Origin of the sequence: Nitrosovibrio tenuis (assembly GCF_900109785.1) — a bacterium.
In the GTDB taxonomy this organism is placed as follows: domain Bacteria; phylum Pseudomonadota; class Gammaproteobacteria; order Burkholderiales; family Nitrosomonadaceae; genus Nitrosospira; species Nitrosospira tenuis_A.
Genome location: NZ_FOBH01000001.1, coordinates 528,277 through 548,676 on the forward strand (window position 1 = coordinate 528,277; position 20,400 = coordinate 548,676).

General features: G+C 54.5%; 15 protein-coding genes. 7 read left to right on the forward strand and 8 right to left on the reverse strand.

Going from position 1 to position 20,400, the window contains the following annotated elements:
• The first annotated feature begins 152 nt into the window (after positions 1 to 152).
• From fdxA to mltB, 4 genes are all read left to right on the forward strand, one after another.
• The gene (fdxA, locus tag BMX00_RS02275) at positions 153 to 476 is read left to right on the forward strand and encodes a ferredoxin FdxA (protein WP_090826638.1); all 324 of its coding nucleotides are present in this window, start codon (positions 153 to 155) and stop codon (positions 474 to 476) included.
• Positions 477 to 500: 24 nt separating this feature from the next.
• Positions 501 to 3,344 (forward strand): PD-(D/E)XK nuclease family protein, encoded by a 2,844-nt coding sequence (locus tag BMX00_RS02280; protein WP_090826640.1) that lies wholly within the window; start codon positions 501 to 503, stop codon positions 3,342 to 3,344.
• Entirely contained in the window at positions 3,341 to 6,913 is a 3,573-nt protein-coding gene (locus BMX00_RS02285; protein ID WP_177171738.1) for a UvrD-helicase domain-containing protein, read from the forward strand. Before BMX00_RS02280 ends, BMX00_RS02285 begins: the two co-directional genes overlap by 4 nt.
• 105 nt (positions 6,914 to 7,018) lie before the next feature.
• Entirely contained in the window at positions 7,019 to 8,014 is a 996-nt protein-coding gene (gene mltB / locus BMX00_RS02290; RefSeq protein WP_090826642.1) for a lytic murein transglycosylase B, read from the forward strand.
• Positions 8,015 to 8,098: 84 nt separating this feature from the next.
• Here the strand turns inward: mltB and BMX00_RS02295 are convergent, their stop codons facing one another.
• Genes BMX00_RS02295 through BMX00_RS02305 form a run of 3 tightly spaced genes read right to left on the reverse strand, consistent with a single transcriptional unit; the run spans position 8,099 to position 11,909 of the window.
• A complete protein-coding gene (locus BMX00_RS02295) occupies positions 8,099 to 9,175 on the reverse strand; it encodes an ABC transporter ATP-binding protein (RefSeq protein WP_090826645.1) in 1,077 nt (358 codons plus the stop codon).
• A 24-nt stretch (positions 9,176 to 9,199) separates the two neighbouring features.
• Positions 9,200 to 10,885 carry an ABC transporter permease gene (locus tag BMX00_RS02300; RefSeq protein WP_090826646.1) on the reverse strand — a complete coding sequence of 562 codons (1,686 nt, stop codon included), beginning with the start codon at positions 10,883 to 10,885 and terminating at the stop codon, positions 9,200 to 9,202.
• A gap of 10 nt (positions 10,886 to 10,895) precedes the next feature.
• A complete protein-coding gene (locus BMX00_RS02305) occupies positions 10,896 to 11,909 on the reverse strand; it encodes a Fe(3+) ABC transporter substrate-binding protein (RefSeq protein WP_090826648.1) in 1,014 nt (337 codons plus the stop codon).
• 87 nt (positions 11,910 to 11,996) lie between these two features.
• Between BMX00_RS02305 and BMX00_RS02310 the strand changes: the two genes are divergently transcribed.
• Both BMX00_RS02310 and BMX00_RS02315 read left to right on the forward strand, forming a co-directional pair.
• Positions 11,997 to 12,263: a hypothetical protein gene (locus BMX00_RS02310; RefSeq protein WP_090826650.1), complete on the forward strand. Its 267-nt coding sequence runs from the start codon at positions 11,997 to 11,999 to the stop codon at positions 12,261 to 12,263.
• Positions 12,264 to 12,353: 90 nt separating this feature from the next.
• A complete protein-coding gene (locus tag BMX00_RS02315) occupies positions 12,354 to 12,674 on the forward strand; it encodes a heavy metal-binding domain-containing protein (protein WP_090826652.1) in 321 nt (106 codons plus the stop codon).
• Between the two features lie 285 nt (positions 12,675 to 12,959).
• On the opposite strand, the gene BMX00_RS02325 is transcribed toward BMX00_RS02315, so the two are convergent.
• Positions 12,960 to 13,658: an SDR family oxidoreductase gene (locus BMX00_RS02325; protein ID WP_090826656.1), complete on the reverse strand. Its 699-nt coding sequence runs from the start codon at positions 13,656 to 13,658 to the stop codon at positions 12,960 to 12,962.
• A gap of 230 nt (positions 13,659 to 13,888) precedes the next feature.
• Here BMX00_RS02325 and BMX00_RS02330 point away from each other — a divergent pair, with 230 nt between their 5' ends.
• The gene (locus tag BMX00_RS02330) at positions 13,889 to 14,704 is read left to right on the forward strand and encodes an SDR family NAD(P)-dependent oxidoreductase (protein WP_090826889.1); all 816 of its coding nucleotides are present in this window, start codon (positions 13,889 to 13,891) and stop codon (positions 14,702 to 14,704) included.
• Positions 14,705 to 14,922: 218 nt separating this feature from the next.
• On the opposite strand, the gene BMX00_RS02335 is transcribed toward BMX00_RS02330, so the two are convergent.
• From BMX00_RS02335 to BMX00_RS02350, 4 genes are all read right to left on the reverse strand, one after another.
• Positions 14,923 to 15,990: an AI-2E family transporter gene (locus tag BMX00_RS02335; protein WP_090826658.1), complete on the reverse strand. Its 1,068-nt coding sequence runs from the start codon at positions 15,988 to 15,990 to the stop codon at positions 14,923 to 14,925.
• Positions 15,991 to 16,322: 332 nt separating this feature from the next.
• Entirely contained in the window at positions 16,323 to 16,733 is a 411-nt protein-coding gene (locus BMX00_RS02340) for a GlcG/HbpS family heme-binding protein (protein ID WP_090826891.1), read from the reverse strand.
• A gap of 105 nt (positions 16,734 to 16,838) precedes the next feature.
• On the reverse strand, positions 16,839 to 18,872 hold the full coding sequence (locus tag BMX00_RS02345; protein WP_090826661.1) for a sodium-translocating pyrophosphatase: 2,034 nt from the start codon (positions 18,870 to 18,872) through the stop codon (positions 16,839 to 16,841).
• Between the two features lie 128 nt (positions 18,873 to 19,000).
• The gene (locus tag BMX00_RS02350) at positions 19,001 to 20,260 is read right to left on the reverse strand and encodes a 6-phosphofructokinase (RefSeq protein WP_090826663.1); all 1,260 of its coding nucleotides are present in this window, start codon (positions 20,258 to 20,260) and stop codon (positions 19,001 to 19,003) included.
• Between the last annotated feature and the right edge of the window lie 140 nt (positions 20,261 to 20,400).

Sequence of the window (20,400 nt, forward strand, 5' to 3'; positions counted from 1 at the left end):
ACTGAGGCGTTGCCTGTCGACTCTATCTGTAGACTCGTTTGGAAGGATAAAAGGCCCGTGATGATAAGCGCGTCGCGGGTTATAGAGTTATGGTGCCCCTAATAATTTCTGGTAAAATCGCGAATTCTCCAAGAGCTCAGCAAGGATCCGTCATGACTTATGTAGTAACTGAAGCCTGTATCAAGTGCAAGTACACTGATTGCGTAGACGTATGCCCGGTGGATTGCTTTCGCGAGGGACCCAACTTTCTGGTGATTGATCCGGACGAATGCATAGATTGTACCCTTTGTGTCGCTGAGTGCCCGGTAGAGGCAATTTTCTCGGAAGATGATGTGCCGGTGGAACAGCAGCATTTCACCGCACTCAACGCTGAATTGTCAAAGGCCTGGAAACCTATCATTGAGAAAAAAGAAGCGCCGCCCGATGCCGATGACTGGGCGAAGGTAACTGAAAAGCTGGATAAACTAGAACGCTGATACGCAGCGGTAGCTTGCCGCCGCATGTCCTCCAATCTGAATTTCCCACAAACTTCTCTCTCCGAGATTTTTGTCGACCTTGCCGCCGGCCCGCAGGCCGGCGTGACGGTGGTTACACCCACCCGCCGGCTCGCGAGAATGCTTAAAAGCGAGTTCGACCGCACCCAGGCCATCCGAGGTATCACTATCTGGGATTCGGCTGATATTCTTCCAATTTCCGCTTTTGTCGAACGTATTTACGAAGATGTGCTGTATTCCGGGGAGGCACGCGGGTTGCCTGCGCTTCTTGAATCCGCTCAGGAACAGGTGTTGTGGGAAAGCGCCATCAACTATTCGGAGAAGGGCGCAGTTCTGCTTGCTGTTGCGGAGGCGGCGCTGCTTGCTCGCGAAGCCTGGCAGCTTGCCCATGCCTGGCATCTCATTCCGCGGCTCAAGGGTTTTATACTGAATGAAGACACGAAGGCATTCCGGGACTGGTCACAATGCTACGAGGAGATGACCGGTCGCGCTGGCCAGATTGACCGGGCGCGCCTTTACAACCTGATATGCGAATTGTGCGGACACCTGAAATTCCATAAGCCGAAACGGCTGGTTTGCTATGGTTTCGATATCGTTACACCCCAGCAGGCGACATTGCTGAGCAAGCTTCAAGAGGCGGATTGTGAAGTCATGATGGCACAGCCTCGGTCGCAGCTTCAGCTGCACAATTTTAATGCGCGTCGCCTTGTACATGACAATAGTGTTGATGAGATCCGCTGCGCGGCGGTATGGGCTAGGGCGCGGCTCGAGGCCAATGGCTCGGCGCGCATAGGCGTGGTGGTCCCGGAGTTTTCCAAATACCATAACAAGATCATACGGATCTTTGATTCCGTAATGAATCCGGATCGCCAGCATTCACTGTCGAGCCGAGCCGAGCACACGTTCCCATTCAACGTGTCGCTCGGTATGACTTTGGATTCGTATCCTCTTGTAAGCGCCGCACTCCTGATGCTCGAACTCGGTTCAGGAGAAATTGAGTTCGAGCGAGCAAGTCATTTACTTCGATCACCGTTCCTCAGCGGCGGCGAGACTGAAATCATGGACCGTGCGCGGCTGGATATGCGGTTGCGCAAGCGTGCCGAGTCTACGATTACACTTGAATGGCTGCTGATCCTGATCGAGCGTGAAGATTCCGCGGCAGGCTGCCCCATCCTGGTACAAGGGCTATTCAATTTTTCCGAGCACGTCAAAGCGAAATTAGCCGGTTTGCATAAACCGTCAACATTGGCCCGCGAAATCTCCGAAGCGTTGCGGACTCTCGGTTTTCCCGGCGAGCGCGATCTGGATTCGTCTGAATATCAGACTTTGAAAAAGTGGCAGGAAATTCTGGCTGATTTTGCCGCACTTGATTCCGTCCTCGCTCATATTCGCTACAGCGAAGCTCTGGTTCGGCTGCGCCATATGGTTGCGCAGGTGATGTTTCAGCCTGAGACACCGGATGTTCCGATACAGATACTCGGCGTTTTGGAATCCAGCGGGATGGCGTTCGATCACCTCTGGGTAATGGGTTTATCTGATGAGGCATGGCCGCCCCAGCCACGGCCGAATCCTTTCCTTCCGGTCGAGCTGCAGCAATCAGCTGGGTTTCCGCAGGGCTCTGCAGCCGCCTCGCTCGAGCTCGCGCATCGGCTTACCGCCACATGGCTTTCTACGGCGGATGAGGTTGTTTTAAGCCATTCGCGGTACAGCGACGACCGTGAGGCGCGTACGCTTTCGCTCAGCCCGCTGATTCTGGATATTGCCATTGTGACTACTGCAGAGCTTGTGCTGCCTGATTATCCGGATTACCGGGACTTGATCCACCAAGTCCGCAGGCTTGAGCGAGTAAGCGACGATAAAGCCCCGGCGCTGATTGTGGCACCCGTTGCGCCCGCCGCCGGCGAAACGAACGGAGCGGATAGTCCGCGCGGGAGTAATGCGGCAAAAATGGGTGGGCGCGTCCGTGGGGGCGTGGCGGTAATAAAAGATCACGCCGCTTGCCAATTCCGTGCATTGGCACTGCACAGGTTGGGTGCGGAGAGTCCGGAATCGCCATCCGCCGGACTGGATGCGGCAGAGCGGGGCACGCTCATACATCATGTACTCGCGCTGACGTGGAGCCAGCTCAAAACCAAAGATGCGCTCGATACTATTAGCGATGACGATCTTGAAGCGCTGCTCATGCGCGCAGCGAAGGAAGCGATCGCCCGCCTACGCCGAGATCGTCCGGTCGCGATGTCTGGTCGTTTTGCGGAAATCGAACAGCGCCGCCTGATGCGATCGGCGCGAGAATGGCTTAACGAAGATCGAAAGCGCGGTAGATTCGAGGTAGTAGCCATTGAAGATAAACGCAGCGTTGAAATCGGCGGGCTTGTCCTGACGGCACGCCTGGATCGAGTAGACGAGCTCGCTGACGGGCGCCGCATTATTATCGATTACAAATCCAGGGCGCCGGTGGCGCGCTCCCTGCTCGATGAGCGACCGGAGGAACCGCAACTGCCTCTGTATCTTGTCACCAGCGAACCGGATGCTGCAGCCATTGTATTTGCGCAGGTCAGGATGGGGGACATGCGATTTGTAACCCTTGCGCGCGACAGCGATCTGTTGCCCGGGGTGCCTGCATTTCCCGGACCGCGTATGGGTGATCAATTTCGCTCATGGGAAGAACTGATTAAGGCCTGGCATACGAATATTGCCGATATCGCAGCCAGTTTCGCCAGCGGCGACGCCAGGGTTGATCCCAAGAAATACCCTCACACATGTCGCAACTGCGATTTGAGATCCTTTTGCCGTATTGATGAGCGAACGGGGGACAGGGGGGATAGATTTATCGAGAGCGATGATGAATGAATAAACTTTCGCCTATTTCAAGTATGACGGATACGCCGGACCTTGCCGAGCGCCGCCGTGCGCTTGATCCCAGTCATTCCTTTATTGTTCAGGCCCCTGCTGGATCCGGCAAGACCGGGCTTTTGATCCAGCGTTATCTCAAACTGCTTACATGCGTCAATGAGCCCGAAGAGATTATTGCGATAACCTTCACCCGAAAAGCCGCCGGGGAGATGCGTGAACGGGTGATCGGAGCATTGGCTCAGGCGGGCAGCAAGCTTGATCCATTGACCTTGCCTGAAACTGAGCACCAAAAACTCACTCGCGAGCTGGCTGATGCGGCGGTTCGGCGCGACGCGGAGGCCGGCTGGCGGTTGGCCGAAAATCCGGCGCGCCTACGCATTCAGACCTTTGATTCGTTATGCGCCTCGCTGAGCCGCCAGATGCCCATCTTGTCGGAATTTGGCTGCCAACCGGAGACCCTAGAGGATGCGTCCGATCTGTATCGAGAAGCGGCGCGCACAGTTATCCATCTGGTGGACAGCAACGAAGTTGTCATGAGGGATATCGAGTGCTTACTGGAACATCTCGACAATGACATGGCCCGCGTCGAATCACTGCTTGCTGAAATGCTGGCGCGACGCGACCACTGGCTGCGCCATATTCATGGAAGGGACCGTGATGAGCTGGAAGCCGCACTGAGAAATACGCGGCAGGATGCGCTCAGGCACCTGCGCAGCCTTTTTCAACTTCATCCTGAGTCGATGCAGGATGAATTGGTTCAGCTTATGCGATATGCCGCCTGCAATTTGGCTGCAAGCGGCAGAAACTCGATTGCAATGAACTATGAGCAGTTCGGCGGGCTTTGCGTATTGCCTCGCGATGAGGAGCAGGATTACGCCTGCTGGTATGCGATCGCCGAGCTATTGCTCACAAGAGACGGCGCCTGGCGCAAACAGCACACGATAAACGATGGCTTTCCTACCGTCACAAAGGGACGGAAAGACATTGCGAAGGAATGGAAAGAGAGAGCATGCACACTTGTTTCATCGTTGGCGGCGCACGAAAATGGCAATACTTTATGTCGGGCGCTGCATGATGTTCGGCTTCTGCCGCCCTCCTGTTACACCGAAAAACAGTGGGAAGTGCTCGGCTCGATCATGCGGCTGCTGCCGCGCGCCGTCGCCCAGCTCAGACTCGTATTCCAGGTTCGTAGCAAGGTGGATTTTACCGAGGTCTCGCAAGGCGCCCTGCGCTCGCTCGGTGAGCCTGAGATGCCCACCGATCTTGCGCTCGCGCTCGACTATCGCATTCGCCATCTATTAATAGACGAGTTTCAGGACACATCGATCAGTCAGTACGAACTTGTCACCAGACTTACCTCAGGGTGGGAGGCGGGAGACGGCCGCAGTATGCTGATAGTCGGCGACCCCATGCAGTCCATCTATGGTTTTCGCGAAGCCGAGGTGGGCCTTTTCCTGCGTGCCCGCGCTGCGGGAATCGGGGATATTACTTTGCACCCGATTTCTCTTTCGGCTAATTTCCGGTCCCAGCGCGGTATCGTGGATTGGGTCAATATCACTTTTGCACGCATCATGCCGAAGCAGGAGGACATCGCTCTGGGCGCAACCCCATACATACCGTCCGCCTCAATGCATGGCCTGCTTGATGGCGCGGCAGTCGGCGTGCACCCTTTTTTCGACGATGATCACACCGCCGAGGCGACGAGAGTGGTAGAGATCGCCCTGCAAGCACAAAAAAATGATCCATCCGCGACGATGGCTATTCTGGTGCGCAACCGCAGCCATCTCCGTGAAATCGCGCCACGGCTCAGGAATGCCGGGCTGAAGTTTCGCGCGATTGATATTGAGGGATTGGCGTTCCGGCCAGTTGTCCAGGATTTGCTTGCCCTGACGCGTGCGCTGACCCATCCGGGAGACCGGTTGGCCTGGCTTGCGTTGTTGCGCGCCCCGTGGTGCGGTCTTACACTGGCAGACATCCATGCGTTGGTTTCGACACCCGCACCCGTTCCCATGGATCAAAGCGGAATGTCCGGCGATACCGAGCCGACGGGATCTGGCACAAGAGATCAAACGATCTGGGAAGTGCTAAACGATGCTTCACGCATTGCGACCATCTCCACCGATGGCCAAGCCCGGCTGCGGCGCGTACGGGAAGAGCTGAGGGTCTGCCTGGACAATCGCTACCGGCAATCGCTGCGGGAGACAGTCGAGGCGGCTTGGCTCGCGCTGGGAGGACCCGCTTGCGTGGATGGTTTGGCAGACCTTGAAGATGCGGCAGCCTATCTCGATCACCTTGAAGCGCACGAGGATGCAGGCAACGCCGGCATTCGCGCGGTGGAAGAAGGCCTCACCAAGCTTTACGCATTACCGGACCTGAAGGCTGACGGTCGATTGCAGATCATGACCATACACAAAGCCAAAGGTTTGGAATTCGATTATGTCATCCTGCCCGGTCTTGGTCGTTCATCCCGCAGCAACGATAAAAAGCTGTTCATGTGGATGGAGCGCTTGCGCGCGCGGTCGTCTCCAAGTGAAGCAAGCTGCGGTAATGATTTATTGCTTGCGCCGATACAGGAAACGGGCGCCGACGGAGACCGTATCTACGCCTGGCTGGAGAAAATGGATAATGAAAAAGAGCGCCTGGAGGACGAGCGCCTGCTCTATGTCGCGGCAACGCGCGCTAGAAAACGGTTACACTTGCTCGGGAGCACAAGCGTATTTTACAGCCGCGATGGCGAGCATGAGCTGAGGCCGCCCGCCAGAAAATCCTTACTGAGCAAAATTTGGCCCGCGGTTCAACCCATCTATGAAAAAGCGGCGGTGCAGGCGGTTTCTTCGCAACCATCGCCTGTTCCGCATAGTCCTACGGGCAAAGAGTCAGGCCGGACGGGTGAGTATCCGATTGACCAATCATTGCGCCGTCTGGTCTCGGGTTGGGCCTTGCCGGCCGCGCCGCCAGCCACAAAGTGGAAGGCTCAGCAGCCTGCGAGTTCGACGCGAGGCGATATCGAATATTCATGGGCCGGCGAAAGGGCGCGCCATATTGGGAATATAGTACACCGCTGGTTGCGGTGTATCGCCGAGGATGGGCTGGAAACATGGAATACGGCGCGGATTCAGGATTTGCGCGATACTGTCAGGCACCAGTTGATGGCGGGCGGCATGTATAAATATAACAGGGAAACGGATGTGGCTGCCGACCGCATCATAACTGCCCTCACCCACGCGGTGAGCGATACACGCGGGCGATGGCTGTTGGGATCGCAACAGGATGCTTGCAACGAGTTGTGCATGACAGCAGTCATCGATGGCCAGCCGCGGGATCTCGTCATCGACCGGACATTTTGTGATGCACATGGCCAGCGCTGGGTTGTGGACTACAAGACCAGCAGCCATGAAGGCGCCGACCTGGAAGGCTTTCTCAGCCGTGAGCAGGAGCGCTACCGTGCCCAGCTCGACCGCTACGCCGAGCTTATGCACAGGGTTGACAATAAACCGGTAAAGCGGGGACTCTATTTCCCTCTTTTAAGAGGATGGCGGGAGTGGGAGGATGAGGTACGAAAATAGGAGAATCGCTATCTCAACTTGTAAATTCCATATAGTGGCGGCCGTTTGTCCCGTTTACAACAGTGAGCTGGGGCGTCTATTCCGCACAATATTATTCGGAAAGCCATGCATCTGCTGAGATACACATTCGGACTTGTTGCACTCGCCGGGTGCATGGGGGCTGCCGCGACGCCTGCCGCAGCGCAACTGCGGCCGGAGATCGAGGCATTTATCGGCGAGATGGTGAATCGGCACGGGTTCAACCAAGCCGAGCTTGAAAGCATTCTCGTCATGGCACAGTTTCAGCCGGCGATTCTCAATGCCATTTCGCAGCCGGCTACTTCAAGGCCGTGGTACGAGTTTCGTACGCTATTCGTCAACCCGAGGCGTATTGCCGGGGGCGTCGCGTTCTGGAATAGTCATGCCGAAACGCTGGAGCGCGCGCGCAGGGAGTTTGGCATTCCCGAAGAAATCATCACGGCAGTAATCGGCGTGGAAACACTTTATGGCGCGCAGGCCGGCAAACACCGCGTTTTGGATGCATTGACCACGCTGGCTTTCGACTACCCCAAGCGAGCCCAATTTTTTCGTGGTGAACTGGAGCAATACCTGCTGTTGGGCAAGGATCAAAATGCGGATGTACTGAATATAAAAGGATCTTATGCTGGTGCTATCGGTATTCCGCAATTCATGCCCAGCAGCTACCGGCGCTATGCCGTGGACTACGATAACGACGGCAGAATCGATTTATCCGGCAGCACAACGGATGCGATAGGCAGTGTTGCGAACTATCTAAAAAGCCATGGCTGGCAAATGGGAGAAGCGGTGGCGGTTCCCGCCCTGGTTAACAGTGAAAATTACCGTGCAGCACTCTTCACCGGAAACTGGCCGACCTATACCGTAGCCGACTTGAGAACATTGGGTATCGCTTCGCGGGTGAGTATGCCTGGCAACCCTCATGCTACATTGATCGAGCTGGAAAACAATGGCGGGAATGAGTATTGGCTGGGGTTCAACAATTTCTTTGTCATTACCCGCTATAACCGCAGTGTGAATTATGCAATGTCAGTGTTGGAGTTGGCGAAGGAGATTTACGCAGCCAGGAATTCGAGTTTGCGGTGAAGATAACGTTTATTGAATTCATTCCTCATGCCTATTGCCCTTCGTACTTTTAAACAAACAGGGACCTGAAGTTTGAATTTATCATTATGATGTAGGTTGGCTGAACGCTACGACATGGTCAACCTCAAGCTTGATGCCTATTTTCTCCCCTATTGCGTGATTATGATGGCTGGGCACCAGTGACAGGGCAGTTGCACCGCCGGGCAGGCGTAATGTATATAAAATGTCGGCACCTCGGAACGCCTTGTGCAAAATCACTGCCCATAAGGGGCTGGCGTCGTCATGCACGATGTCATCCGGTCTTATAAGTACCTCCACGGGGGATCCGGGGCTACATAAAAGGCAGTATCCCGGAGTACATTCGTGCGGTGTGGTCCCTGTGAGGACTCCCAGTTCTATTTCGACATGTTGCGGATCGAGCATCCTGCCGGGAAGAAAAACTCCTTGGCCGATGAAGTTTGCGACAAACCGGTTGGTGGGCTGGTGGTAGAGATTGTAAGCCGTGTCCCACTGCTGTATTTCGCCATGATGCATGACGCCGATCTCGTCCGCGATTGCAAAAGCCTCGTCCTGATCGTGGGTAACTAAAATCGCCGTAGCGTTCTGACTCTTGAGAATATCCCGCACTTCCAGGCTCAAGCGTTCCCGCAGGCTCACATCCAGATTGGAGAAAGGTTCGTCCAGTAATAGTAAATCGGGGCGTGGGGCCAGCGCGCGCGCTAGCGCCACGCGTTGTTGCTGACCCCCGGAAAGCTCATGGGGGTACTTCTTTGCCGCCTCGGCGAGGCCTACGGTTTGCAGCATTTCGGCAACGCGCGTCTCACGCTCGGTTTTCCGCATGCGATGCAAGCCGAAGCCGACATTCGCGGCGACAGTCAGATGGGGAAACAATGCATAATCTTGAAATACCATGCCGATGTGCCGCTGTTCGGGCGGTAAACACACGCTTGCGTTGCTTACTACCGTCCCCTTGAGGGAAATCTCGCCAGCCGAGATAGATTCAAACCCGGCAATGCAACGTAGCACAGTTGTCTTGCCGCAGCCGCTCGGGCCCAGCAGGCAACCGATCTCACCCTTTTTTAGCGTGAGCGATAAATCGTTCACCACGGTTTGCCGGCCGTAGGCATGCCGGATATTCCTGAGATCAAGCAGTGTATTCATGCAGCTGTTCAGGTTTTGCTCAACCTATCTATCGGTTTGCCGCATGAAGAGTACGATGGGGAGCAGCCCTGCCAGCACCAGGGCAACCGCGGGCAGCGCAGCCTGCTCCCATTGTCCTTCCGAAGTCATTTCAAAAATTCTCACCGCCAGCGTATCCCATCCGAAAGGCCGGGTCATCAGCGTAATGGGCATTTCTTTCATCACATCCACGAACACCAGTGTTGCGCCAGTGAACAGGCCGCCTTTCAGCATGGGCAAGTGAACACGGCGCAGGACCGACCACCCACCCAGGCCGAGCCCCATGGCGGCCTCGTCAATGTTACCGGTTATACGCTGCATTGCGCTATCTATGGGGCTGTGGCTTACGGCGAGAAAACGCGTCATATAGGCGATGAGCATCGTAGCAAGCGTGCCCTGGATCAGCAGTCCCGTTTCTATATGAAACAATCGCATGACCACTTCACTCAACCAGTTATCCAGCCATGCCAACGGAATAAAGATTCCCACCGCCAGAACCGCCCCGGGCAGCGCATAACCAATGGTGGCGATACGCACGGCGGCGCGAGTGACCCTATCAGATTGCCGGCGCGTTGCATAAACCAGGAGTAGAGCGACGGAACAGGTAAGTAGTGCGGCAAGGAAGGATACCAGCAATGAATGCCAGAGAAATTCCAGGTAACGCTGGTCGAAATCGCGCGCAAAAACATCCGCAGCCCAGATACTCAGTTGAGTGACCGGTAAAAGGAACGCAAAAAAAAGTGTGCCCGAGGCAAAACCGGCGATCAACCATGCGCGCCAGCCGGCGAGCGGAATACGATCGCCGGGTGCGCTCTGTTTGATTTCTGCATAGCGCGTACGTGAACGAAGCTGTTGTTCAATGAGGATCATTGCAAAGACGATCACAATCAGCAGGGACGCGAGCTGAGAGGCCGCAGATAATGAAAACATGGCGAACCACGCTTTATAGATGGCGGTGGTGAATGTGTCATAGTTGAAAACTGCCACCGTACCGAAATCCGCGAGCGTTTCCATCAACGCCAGCATCAGCCCGCCTGCAATCCAAGGTCGCGCCATGGGTAGTGCCAGCTTGAAAAATCCTTGTGTACGATTAAGGCCCAGGGATTGAGCGGCCTCCAGTGAGCGCTTACCCTGAGTGAGAAATGCGTTGCGTGCCAGCAGATAGACATAGGGATAAAACGCCAGAACCATAACAACGATAACACCCGTTCTGCTGCGTACATTCGGAAACCAGAACAGGTCCGGTCCCAGCCATTCACGGAGCATGGTTTGAACGGGACCAATGTAATCGAATAATCCTAGCGCAACGAATGCAGTGACATACGCGGGAATCGCAAGAGGCAGCAGCAAGGCCCAGGAAAAGAATTTGCGCCCGGGAAATTCACATACCGCGGTGAACCACGCAAGGCTGACCCCCAGCAGCGTTACACCACAGGCGACTCCCACAGCGAGCCAGAATGTATTACTCAGCAGGGCCGGTAGCGTTGTCTCAACAAGATGTTGCCAGACATCGCTGGCAGGAGAGAAGAATGACGAGATGACTGTGCCGACGGGAATCAGCACGACTGCCGCGACCAGAATAGGGATCAGGCGCCAGCGCAGTAAGCCGCTTTGTTTATAGATCGATAAGCGGGAAAAATAACTTCTGGTGCTTGTATTGTCCCCCGTGGAGTTAATCGCCTCACTTTTCACCCTTTATGCCTTACCGATAGCCGGCCCGATCCATCAATTTAACCGCTTCTGCCTGCAGTTCACCTGCCGTAGTCACATTGATACGATTTTCTTTAAAAGAGCCCCAAGCAGCCACCAGCGGGTCCGGTTTGACTTTGGGATTGGCTGGATACTCCATGTTTACATCGGCAAACAGGTTCTGCGCCTTTTCCGATGACAGAAATTCCAGCAATTTAATTGCAGCCGGAACGTTATGCGCGTATCTTGTAACTCCTGCCCCTGAGATGTTTACATGGACTCCGGTACCCGTCTGGTTTGGCCAGAAAATTGCTAGCGGAAGTGAAGGGTTCTTCTCCATCAGGCGGCCGTAATAATAAGTGTTAGCCAAGGTAACGTCGCATTGCCCGGCAGCAACAAATTCCATTGCCCTGGTTTCATCGGATAGGGGGTCGATGGCCAGATTGGCGACCCAGCCTTTTACGATTTGTTCGGTTTTGGCCTCGCCATGCTCGGCAATCATCATTGCCACCAGAGACTGATTGTATACTTTCTTGGAAGTGCGCAGGCACAGCCGCCCCTTCCATTTTGGCTCAGCCAGGGCTTCGTAAGTAGAAAGATCGGAAGGTTTTACTTTTTGCGTATTATATATGATGGTGCGCGCGCGCACCGACAGGCCGAACCACTGATTCTGCGGGTCGCGCAGATAAGCGGGGATATTGGCTCCGAGTATTTTGGATTCTACCGGCTGCAGGAGCCCCTCCCGGGCAGCTTCCCAGAGGTTGCCTGCATCTGAAGTGATTAACATATCGGCAGGGGTGTTTTTTCCTTCCGCTTTAAGTCGAGCGAGCAATGCGCCCTCCTTATCGGTAATGAATTTCACGCCGATGCCCGTATCTTTAGTGAATGCGTCGAACATCGGTTTTATGAGCTGTTCGATCCGGGCCGAATAGACAACCACTTGCTCCGCATGTGCCGCGTTGGCGCTAAATAGGCTGACACAACAAAACATTGCGGTAAGATAATGGTACAAGCGGCGGCTCGGCATTTTTTTCTCCGGGTATGAATAGCGGAAGACTATTATTGTCATATTATAAATGATAATAATTATCAGTAAAGCACCACATTAATTATCATGGAAAAATCCCAATCGGCTTCATCTTATCAGCGCCTGCAGGAGCTTCTTGCAGTTCCCGAGCGCCAGCGTACCGAAGCCCAATGGGCTGAAATCAATGAGCTCGAGATTACGCTTACTCCTGTCAACCGGGCCAACGCTCCGGAGCAGAACCATCGGCGTAAACCCGGCGCACCCACGGATCAGCCGAAACCTCGGGAGGGCGCTCCCGGGAAATGGGGGCTGAAGAAGCTGCGTAAAAGGCCGCCCAGAGGAGGAACGCCTTAATGAATAGATGGCATGAATCTCAAGCAACACCTGGCAATATCTTTTATGAATAACCGATAAGCATATATTCTGGATTCGGAGGGGAGCGTAATGCAACTTACAACAACGCCAAGCATCGAGGGCAAACGCATCACCAAATATTGCGGAGTCATCGCTGGTGAAGCAATCCTCGGCGCCAACTTGTTCAAGGATTTGTTTGCGGGTATTCGGGACCTGGTGGGGGGCCGTTCGGGTACCTACGAGAGAGAACTGCAACGTGCGCGTGAGATTGCCCTTGAAGAGCTAACGCAACGGGCGGTGGATCTGGGAGCAAACGCCGTGATCGGTATTGATATCGATTACGAGATCATGGGTAAGGAAAATGGCATGCTTATGGTCTCCGCGAGTGGAACTGCGGTGATCGTTGAATAGGCGACCGCGCAGGACGGAGCAGTGTCTTCCGCAGGAAGATACAACCTGGAGTGAGCAGTTTTGAATGATGAAGTTACGGTCGTGGCATCCCGCTTCGCGGGAACCCTCGCCCCTAAGCTTCGGGGCGCCACCTCGCAGCGGATGCAGGCGCCTCCAACCAATGCGATCGGACATTCAGCTGCTCTGATACCGCTCGGGCGATGCTCCAAGGGCGCCAACGCCCCCTCCCACTTTTTTGGATCCCTCGGCAACGCTCAGGGTGCGCGATGAAAGTGGGCCGTGCATTTACCACGGCACAAGCTGCCCATCATAGGCGAAGAATTTACCCGAGTCGCCCATGGTCAGGCGGCTAATGACCTGACGCATTCCCGATACGCTTTGCACTGCGGAGATCAGTGCGTTCGGCCCACCCATATCGGTCTTTACCCATCCTGGATGAAAAACCACTGCGATAACGCCGGCTGGGTTAAGGTCGATGGATAGTGTTTTCACGACCATATTGACTGCGGCCTTGCTGGATCGGTACATGTAACTGCCCCCGCTGGTGTTTTCCGAGATACTGCCCATTTTGCTGCTGATCGTCACGATCGTTTTCTGGCTTCCCCGAGCGACATGGGAAGCAAACGCCTGAACCATCTTCAGCGGCGCCATGGTATTGACGAGGAACGCGCGGACCCATGCCTCATAATCAATATTAGTGAAAGTGCCGGCATGAGAATCGGTATAAACCCCGGCATTATTAATCAGTAGATCAATGGATTCGCCGGATAGCGAACGGGCCAGTTCATCGATCTGGTCATGGTCAGCGACATCCAGCATATATACACTGACCCGGTCAGGATATTTCGTTGCCAGCATATTGAGTGCATCTGCCTTCTCTGGAGTACGGCAGCAGGCCAATACACGCCAGCCGTCCTCGGCATATTGTCGGGAGAACTCCAAACCAATCCCACGGTTGGCGCCGGTGATCAATGTTGTTTTCATGCTTTCCTCCATTTGGATATTGCCCGGATGCGGTTTCCCATAACCAGAGTAGCTGTTGTCTAAAATTATAGACAACAGACTGTAGTATCAGAGGCTCAAATCGAAGGTGCAAGTGGCGAATCTACCGAAGTTGATCGAAAACATGATCGGAGAGCGCGCACGAAGCCGCGGCTTGCGTATGAGATGGGCGAGAAGCTAAACATAACGCAATAAAAATGAAGGAGGGAGAAATGAGTCAGAAAATCGCACTGGTGACAGGCGCATCCAGCGGTATTGGAAGAGCCACGGCCAAGCTTCTTGCAAGAAATGGCTATTACGTATTCGCAGCGGCCCGGCGTATGCATAGGTTGGAACGGATACGCTCCGACCATATTGAGCCGATCAGGCTGGATGTCACGGATGAAGAAGCTATTCAAGCAACGGTAAACCATATCATTTCAACAAAGGGAAGAATTGATGTGCTGGTGAATAATGCTGCGTTCTGCCAACTGGGCGCTATAGAATGCGTTTCGATGGAGGCCGCTCACCGTCAGTTCGAGGTTAACGTTTTTGGCTACGCGCGATTCATGCAGGCGGTTCTGCCATACATGCGGGATCAGAAATCTGGATGCATCATCAATATTGTTTCGGCGTTGAGCAGGGTATCCATTCCGGGTTTTGGCTGGTATGCGGCCTCGAAGCATGCTGTGGAAGCACTGACTGATGCCTTGCGGGGAGAGGTGATGGAGTTCGGGATCGACGTCGTGCTCATCGCACCTGGCCTGATCAAAACTGAATTCGTTCCCAATCAGCTACGGCTGCTTCAGACGGTCGCGCATCCATCTGCCTATCAAAAACTTCTCGCGGGTGTGCACAAGCTTCTGGCTGGCGAACCCAAGGCGCCTGGGCCGGACATCATTGCACAATCCGTACTTGATGCTTTGACGGCTATTGTTCGCCCAGTACGGCATGCTCTGCCTTTTGATTCCAAGATAGCCGTTGTGGCCAGGTGGCTGCTTGGGGACCGCCTCTTTGCCTGGGGAGCCAGGCGTCAGATGAAATTTTAACCTAGTCAGGCAGTTGGACGGAGTAGCGAACTCATCACAAGGTAAAAATTCAAGTATCGCAAACCTTTGGGATCACGGCGGGGTAAACCCAAAAATGAGCGGTTAACTGCCGGATTCAGGTTTAATCCCGGTATTGCCCGCCTTGCACCCACTGTACCGCCTTGATCTGGCCGTAAGCTTTGCGGCAGATACGGTCGAGGCCGGAGGATAAGGCATTATCAGGATCCCGAATTCCTGTTGTTTTCGTTTGCCGTAGAAAAGAGATCCCAGGCAGCGATGAATAGCGCTGCAATGACCGGGCCAATAACAAAGCCGTTAAGCCCGAAAAGAACCATGCCGCCGAGCGTTGAGATGAGTATCACATAGTCGGGTATCTGGGTATCCTTGCCGACGAGTATGGGCCGCAGTATGTTATCGACCAAGCCGATTACCAGCACCCCGAAAAGAATGAGGACTACTCCCTGCCAGACCGCTCCGGTAAACAGAAAATAAATCGCCACAGGCCCCCATATCAATCCCGCGCCAATTGCTGGTAACAGAGACAGGATGGCCATCACGAATCCCCAGAGCAGCGCTCCCTGTATATCAAGAAAATAGAATATCAATCCACCCAGCATGCCTTGTGCCGCCGCCACGGCTATATTGCCTTTGACAGTGGCGCGAACAGCGGTGATAAATTTGCTGAACAAGTGGTGCTTGTGCTCCATGCTTAGCGGGATGGCCTGATTTATCTTGGCGGTTAAAATAGCCCCGTCGCGAAGCAGGAAGAACAACAGATATAACATGATGATAAAACTGATGATAAACTCGAACGTATTCTGGCCGATACTGAGCGCTTCTGTCGCGATACGCTGACTTCCCTGCAAAACGCTGTTCGATAGCGCATCGCGCAACTCTGAAATATTTCCTATTCCCGAACGTTCCATCAAATGGACTACCCATGTTGGCAGGGCGCTCATGACTTGTTGCAAATAGGCGCCGAAATTCAGCTCACCAGAGCGGATCCGCTGATAAACAGCCAGCCCCTCTTGCAGCAGCGAAGCCGTAATCAATGTTAACGGCAGAATCACCATGATAAGGCAGAGCAGCAAGGTGGTGAATGCAGCCAGGTTCCGCCTCTGGTTCATGGTGATCAGCAATCTGCGATAAAACGGGGTAAATATGATGGCCAGAACAGAACCCCAGAATACCGCGCCGTAGAATGGCAGCAGTATCCACCCGAACGCCAGAGAAACGGCAATCAGCATGAGCAGGAAGGTTTTCTGTTGAATCTCCGGAAAATTCATATTCTCAGATAATGAAGTGATGACGCGTTTTAGCCGCCATTTTATCCAGTTGCAGCTCAATCCTACCTTAACTTAGCCTCAAGTTGGGCAATGGTGCAAGAAAAAGGGATGCACCCCTGATGGAATTCATGGAAGGGCTTTCTCGAAGGCCTGAAGGAATATTGGGGAGTTGAGAGCAATCTTATCGAGATTGCCGTCAGACCTGCTGACGCCCGCTATAAGACGTGTAGCGGGCGATCATGGCATTCGACTTCAAGACTGCCACATTACGCAATCTGTGGCAGCGCTGTGGAATTCGCTGCCCGTAGAAAGGGCGTCAAGGCGGAGTCTGATCAGCGGGCGTTCAACCATGTGTCCAGCCCGGCTTGCGCAATCTGTGCATCCTGGTTGGATCTCACTCCGCTGACTCCCACAGCACCGATGAATTGACCGCCGGCATAGATGGGCAAACCTCCTTCAATCGGTACGGCTCCGGGCAGGCCGAGATACCGCATGCGCCCCTCCGCAATATGGTCCTCCCACACCTTGGTAGGGCGGCGAAAGGCAATGGCGGAATGGGCTTTTTCAATCGCAACTTCAACGCTGCCGAATTGAGTATTGTCGAGGCGCAGGAGATGGATGAGGTGACCCCCATCATCGACAATTGCAATCACAACCGGCCAATCGTTGTGTCTGGCTTCAGCCTCTGACGCAGCCGCAATGGTTTTGGCATCATCGAGACTGAGGATAATTTTATTGTTCATGGAGAATGGGGTGTCGAGGAACCATTGAAGAAGCAGACCATGAGTGCGGTAAAAAATAAAGCACGCCGAACGACCGGCGTGCTTTGCAGAAAACACAATCTGGTTTTATATCAGCGGCACAATGAGCAAGGCTACGATATTCATGATCTTGATGAGCGGGTTGATTGCGGGGCCGGCAGTATCCTTGTAAGGATCGCCGACGGTGTCGCCAGTTACCGCCGCTTTATGCGCCTCCGAGCCCTTGCCGCCAAAGTTGCCGTCTTCGATATATTTCTTGGCGTTATCCCAGGCTCCGCCACCGGCAGTCATCGAAATGGCTACGAAAATGCCGGTAATGATGGCACCAATCAGGACACCACCCAGAGCAACCGGACCAAGCAGGAGGCCGACGAGCACGGGCACCGCTACCGGCAACAATGAGGGAACAATCATTTCCTTGATGGCCGCTTTGGTTACCATGTCCACCGCTCTGGAGTAATCAGGTTTGGCCGTGCCTTCCATGATGCCGGGTATTTCCTTGAACTGCCGGCGCACTTCCACCACCACCGAACCGGCCGCGCGACCGACGGCTTCCATCGCCATGGCGCCGAACAGATAGGGCACCATACCACCGATAAACAGGCCAATGATCACCATGTGATCGGATAAATCGAAGTTTACGATCTTGCCGCCGCTGGAGAGTGCGTGAGTATAATCCGCGAACAGCACCAGCGCTGCCAGACCAGCCGAGCCGATAGCGTAGCCTTTGGTCACCGCCTTGGTGGTGTTGCCCACGGCATCCAGCGGATCGGTGATATCGCGCACCTCCGGCGGCAAGCCGGCCATTTCCGCGATGCCGCCGGCGTTGTCGGTAATGGGGCCGTAGGCGTCGAGTGCCACGATGATGCCCGCCATCGACAACATTGAAGTGGCGGCAATGGCGATGCCATACAGTCCTGCCAGCTCGTAAGTGCACCAGATGGAGAGGCAAACCACGAGCACGGGAGCGGCGGTCGATTTCATGGAAACGCCCAATCCGGCAATTACATTCGTGCCGTGGCCAGTACTGGATGCTTCCGCGATATGCCTCACTGGCGCGTATTCGGTGGAGGTGTAGTATTCGGTAATCCATACCATGGCGGCAGTCAGCGCCAGGCCGACCAGGACGGAAAGGTACAGATTCAACGATGAGACCAGTTTGCCCTCGATCATGACACCGTCGCCCAGCATTATGGTAGTGATGGGATAATAAGCGATTGCCGCCAGCCCACCCGCAACTGCCAGACCACGGTACAGCGCATTCATGATCTTGCCGCCCTCGCGTGCCTTGACAAAATAGCAGCCGATAATGGAAGCGATGATGGAGACTCCACCTAATACCAGCGGGTAGAGTACCGCGTGAGGACCCGCATCGGTAATCAGGAGACCGCCCAGCAGCATGGTGGCGATAATGGTCACGGCATAGGTTTCAAACAGGTCCGCAGCCATACCGGCACAGTCACCGACATTATCGCCAACGTTGTCAGCGATGACCGCCGGATTGCGCGGATCATCCTCGGGAATGCCTGCCTCAACCTTACCCACCAAGTCGGCGCCGACGTCCGCACCTTTAGTGAAAATGCCGCCTCCAAGGCGGGCAAAAATGGAAATAAGCGAACTGCCAAACGCCACACCCACCAGAGCATGCGTTGCCTGCGCTTCGGTGGCGCCCATGCCGATAAGGACCGCAAAATAGCCCGCTACGCCCAGCAAACCCAATCCCACAACCAGCATGCCGGTGATCGCACCGCCTTTGAAGGCTACATCCAGCGCGGCATTGAGGCCATGGCGGGCGGCTTCCGCAGTGCGAACATTCGCGCGTACCGACACGTTCATGCCGATATAACCGGTCAGGCCCGACAGAAATGCGCCAAGAGCGAACCCCACTGCGGTTTGCCAGCCCAAGGCCAAAAAAATCGCCATCAGCAGAATAACACCCACAATGCTGATGGTGGTGTATTGGCGGTTCAAATAAGCCGAAGCGCCCTGCTGAATAGCAAGAGCAATATCCCGCATGCGCTCGTTACCCGTAGGCAGCGCTACAATCCATTTTATCATTAGCACTCCATACACGAGTGCCGCCATCGCACAACCGATTGCGATGATTAAACCATTAGCCATTCAAATCTCCAGTTAAATTCAGATCGCCTGAGCACATATGCGAAATACGATTTGTTTTTTAAGGTGCCATCCTTACTTTTGAGCGCGAAGATCAGGTTGCCCACGCCTGCACCATAGCTTGTAAAGGCTCAGATCGTAAAATCGCTCAATTTCTTCGGAACTGCCACATTCTTCAGCCTGACATAGCTGGGTAAACCGTCCTTATAGGGGGGATAGTCTTCCCCTTTGATGAGAGGAGCGAGGTATTCCCGGCATTTGTCCGTAATCCCAAAACCATCCTTGCTGATGAAGTTCTTGGGCATCATTTTTTCGACGTTGGCAACTTTCGATAGCTGTGCCATGCCCACCTTCCATTTATAGGGCTTGCTGGAGGTACGCTCTACCGTGGGCATTACCGAGTTGTGCCCGCCGATGGCGAATTCCACAGCGGCCTTGCCCATTGCGTAGGCCTGCTCCACATCCGTTTTCGACGCGATGTGGCGGGCGGCGCGTTGCAGATAATCAGCTACCCCCCAGTGATATTTAAGGCCCAACCCCTCTTTGATGATATTTGCCACAACAGGGGCCACACCGCCCAGTTGGGCATGGCCGAAAGCGTCGCGCAGGCCTTGATCGGAAAGGAAATTGCCGTCCTCTCCTTTCACCCCCTCGGATACCACGACAGAGCAGTAGCCGAACTTCTTGACATGACTGTCCACCTTGGCAAGGAATTTCGTTCGGTCGAACGGGATCTCCGGGAAAAGGATAACGATCGGTATTTCACCGTCCTTGCCGGATGCCAGGCCGCCCGCCGCCGCAATCCAGCCGGCATGTCGTCCCATCACTTCCAGCACGAATACCTTTGTCGATGTTTTCGACATGCTGGCTACGTCAAAGCTTGCTTCAAGCGTTGAGACAGCAATATATTTCGCGACCGAGCCAAAACCGGGGCAGCAGTCCGTAATGGGCAGATCGTTATCCACTGTTTTCGGCACATGAACGGCCTGGACAGGATAGCCTAGCGTATCGGCCAGTTGGGATACCTTTAGGCAGGTATCAGCCGAATCGCCGCCGCCGTTATAAAAAAAATAGCCGATGTTATGGGCTTTAAATACTTCGATCAGGCGTTCGTACTCGCGCCGGTTCTGTTCCAGGCTTTTCAATTTATAACGGCAAGATCCAAAAGCGCCTGATGGAGTATGGCGCAGCGCTCGGATTGCCGTGATGGAATCCTTGCTGGTATCGATCAGATCTTCGGTAAGCGCGCCGATAATACCGTTACGGCCCGCGTAAATCTTACCGATCTTCCCCTTCTGCTGGCGCGCGGTTTCGATAACGCCAGCGGCGGAAGCATTGATGACGGCGGTGACCCCGCCGGATTGAGCATAAAAGGCGTTCTTTGCTGCCATGTTTCTCCCCTGATAATTAAAATCCTTGTGCTACCGCCGGCGTATGAACCGGCACGCTTTCTCCCTGGCGCTATAGTCTTGTCGGCGCCAATATGCATCCGGCAGCGTCCGGGATCGCTGCCTCTGCAGTAGTGCTTTTA

Coding starts and splice junctions, on each gene's coding strand:
- mltB (WP_090826642.1), top strand. CDS start 7,019: ATGCATCTGCTGAGATACACATTCGGACTTGTTGCACTCGCCGGGTGC.
- BMX00_RS02280 (WP_090826640.1), top strand. CDS start 501: ATGTCCTCCAATCTGAATTTCCCACAAACTTCTCTCTCCGAGATTTTT.
- BMX00_RS02345 (WP_090826661.1), bottom strand. CDS start 18,872: ATGGCTAATGGTTTAATCATCGCAATCGGTTGTGCGATGGCGGCACTC.
- BMX00_RS02340 (WP_090826891.1), bottom strand. CDS start 16,733: ATGAACAATAAAATTATCCTCAGTCTCGATGATGCCAAAACCATTGCG.
- BMX00_RS02310 (WP_090826650.1), top strand. CDS start 11,997: ATGGAAAAATCCCAATCGGCTTCATCTTATCAGCGCCTGCAGGAGCTT.
- BMX00_RS02350 (WP_090826663.1), bottom strand. CDS start 20,260: ATGGCAGCAAAGAACGCCTTTTATGCTCAATCCGGCGGGGTCACCGCC.
- BMX00_RS02315 (WP_090826652.1), top strand. CDS start 12,354: ATGCAACTTACAACAACGCCAAGCATCGAGGGCAAACGCATCACCAAA.
- BMX00_RS02330 (WP_090826889.1), top strand. CDS start 13,889: ATGAGTCAGAAAATCGCACTGGTGACAGGCGCATCCAGCGGTATTGGA.
- BMX00_RS02285 (WP_177171738.1), top strand. CDS start 3,341: ATGAATAAACTTTCGCCTATTTCAAGTATGACGGATACGCCGGACCTT.
- BMX00_RS02305 (WP_090826648.1), bottom strand. CDS start 11,909: ATGCCGAGCCGCCGCTTGTACCATTATCTTACCGCAATGTTTTGTTGT.
- BMX00_RS02295 (WP_090826645.1), bottom strand. CDS start 9,175: ATGAATACACTGCTTGATCTCAGGAATATCCGGCATGCCTACGGCCGG.
- fdxA (WP_090826638.1), top strand. CDS start 153: ATGACTTATGTAGTAACTGAAGCCTGTATCAAGTGCAAGTACACTGAT.
- BMX00_RS02335 (WP_090826658.1), bottom strand. CDS start 15,990: ATGAATTTTCCGGAGATTCAACAGAAAACCTTCCTGCTCATGCTGATT.
- BMX00_RS02325 (WP_090826656.1), bottom strand. CDS start 13,658: ATGAAAACAACATTGATCACCGGCGCCAACCGTGGGATTGGTTTGGAG.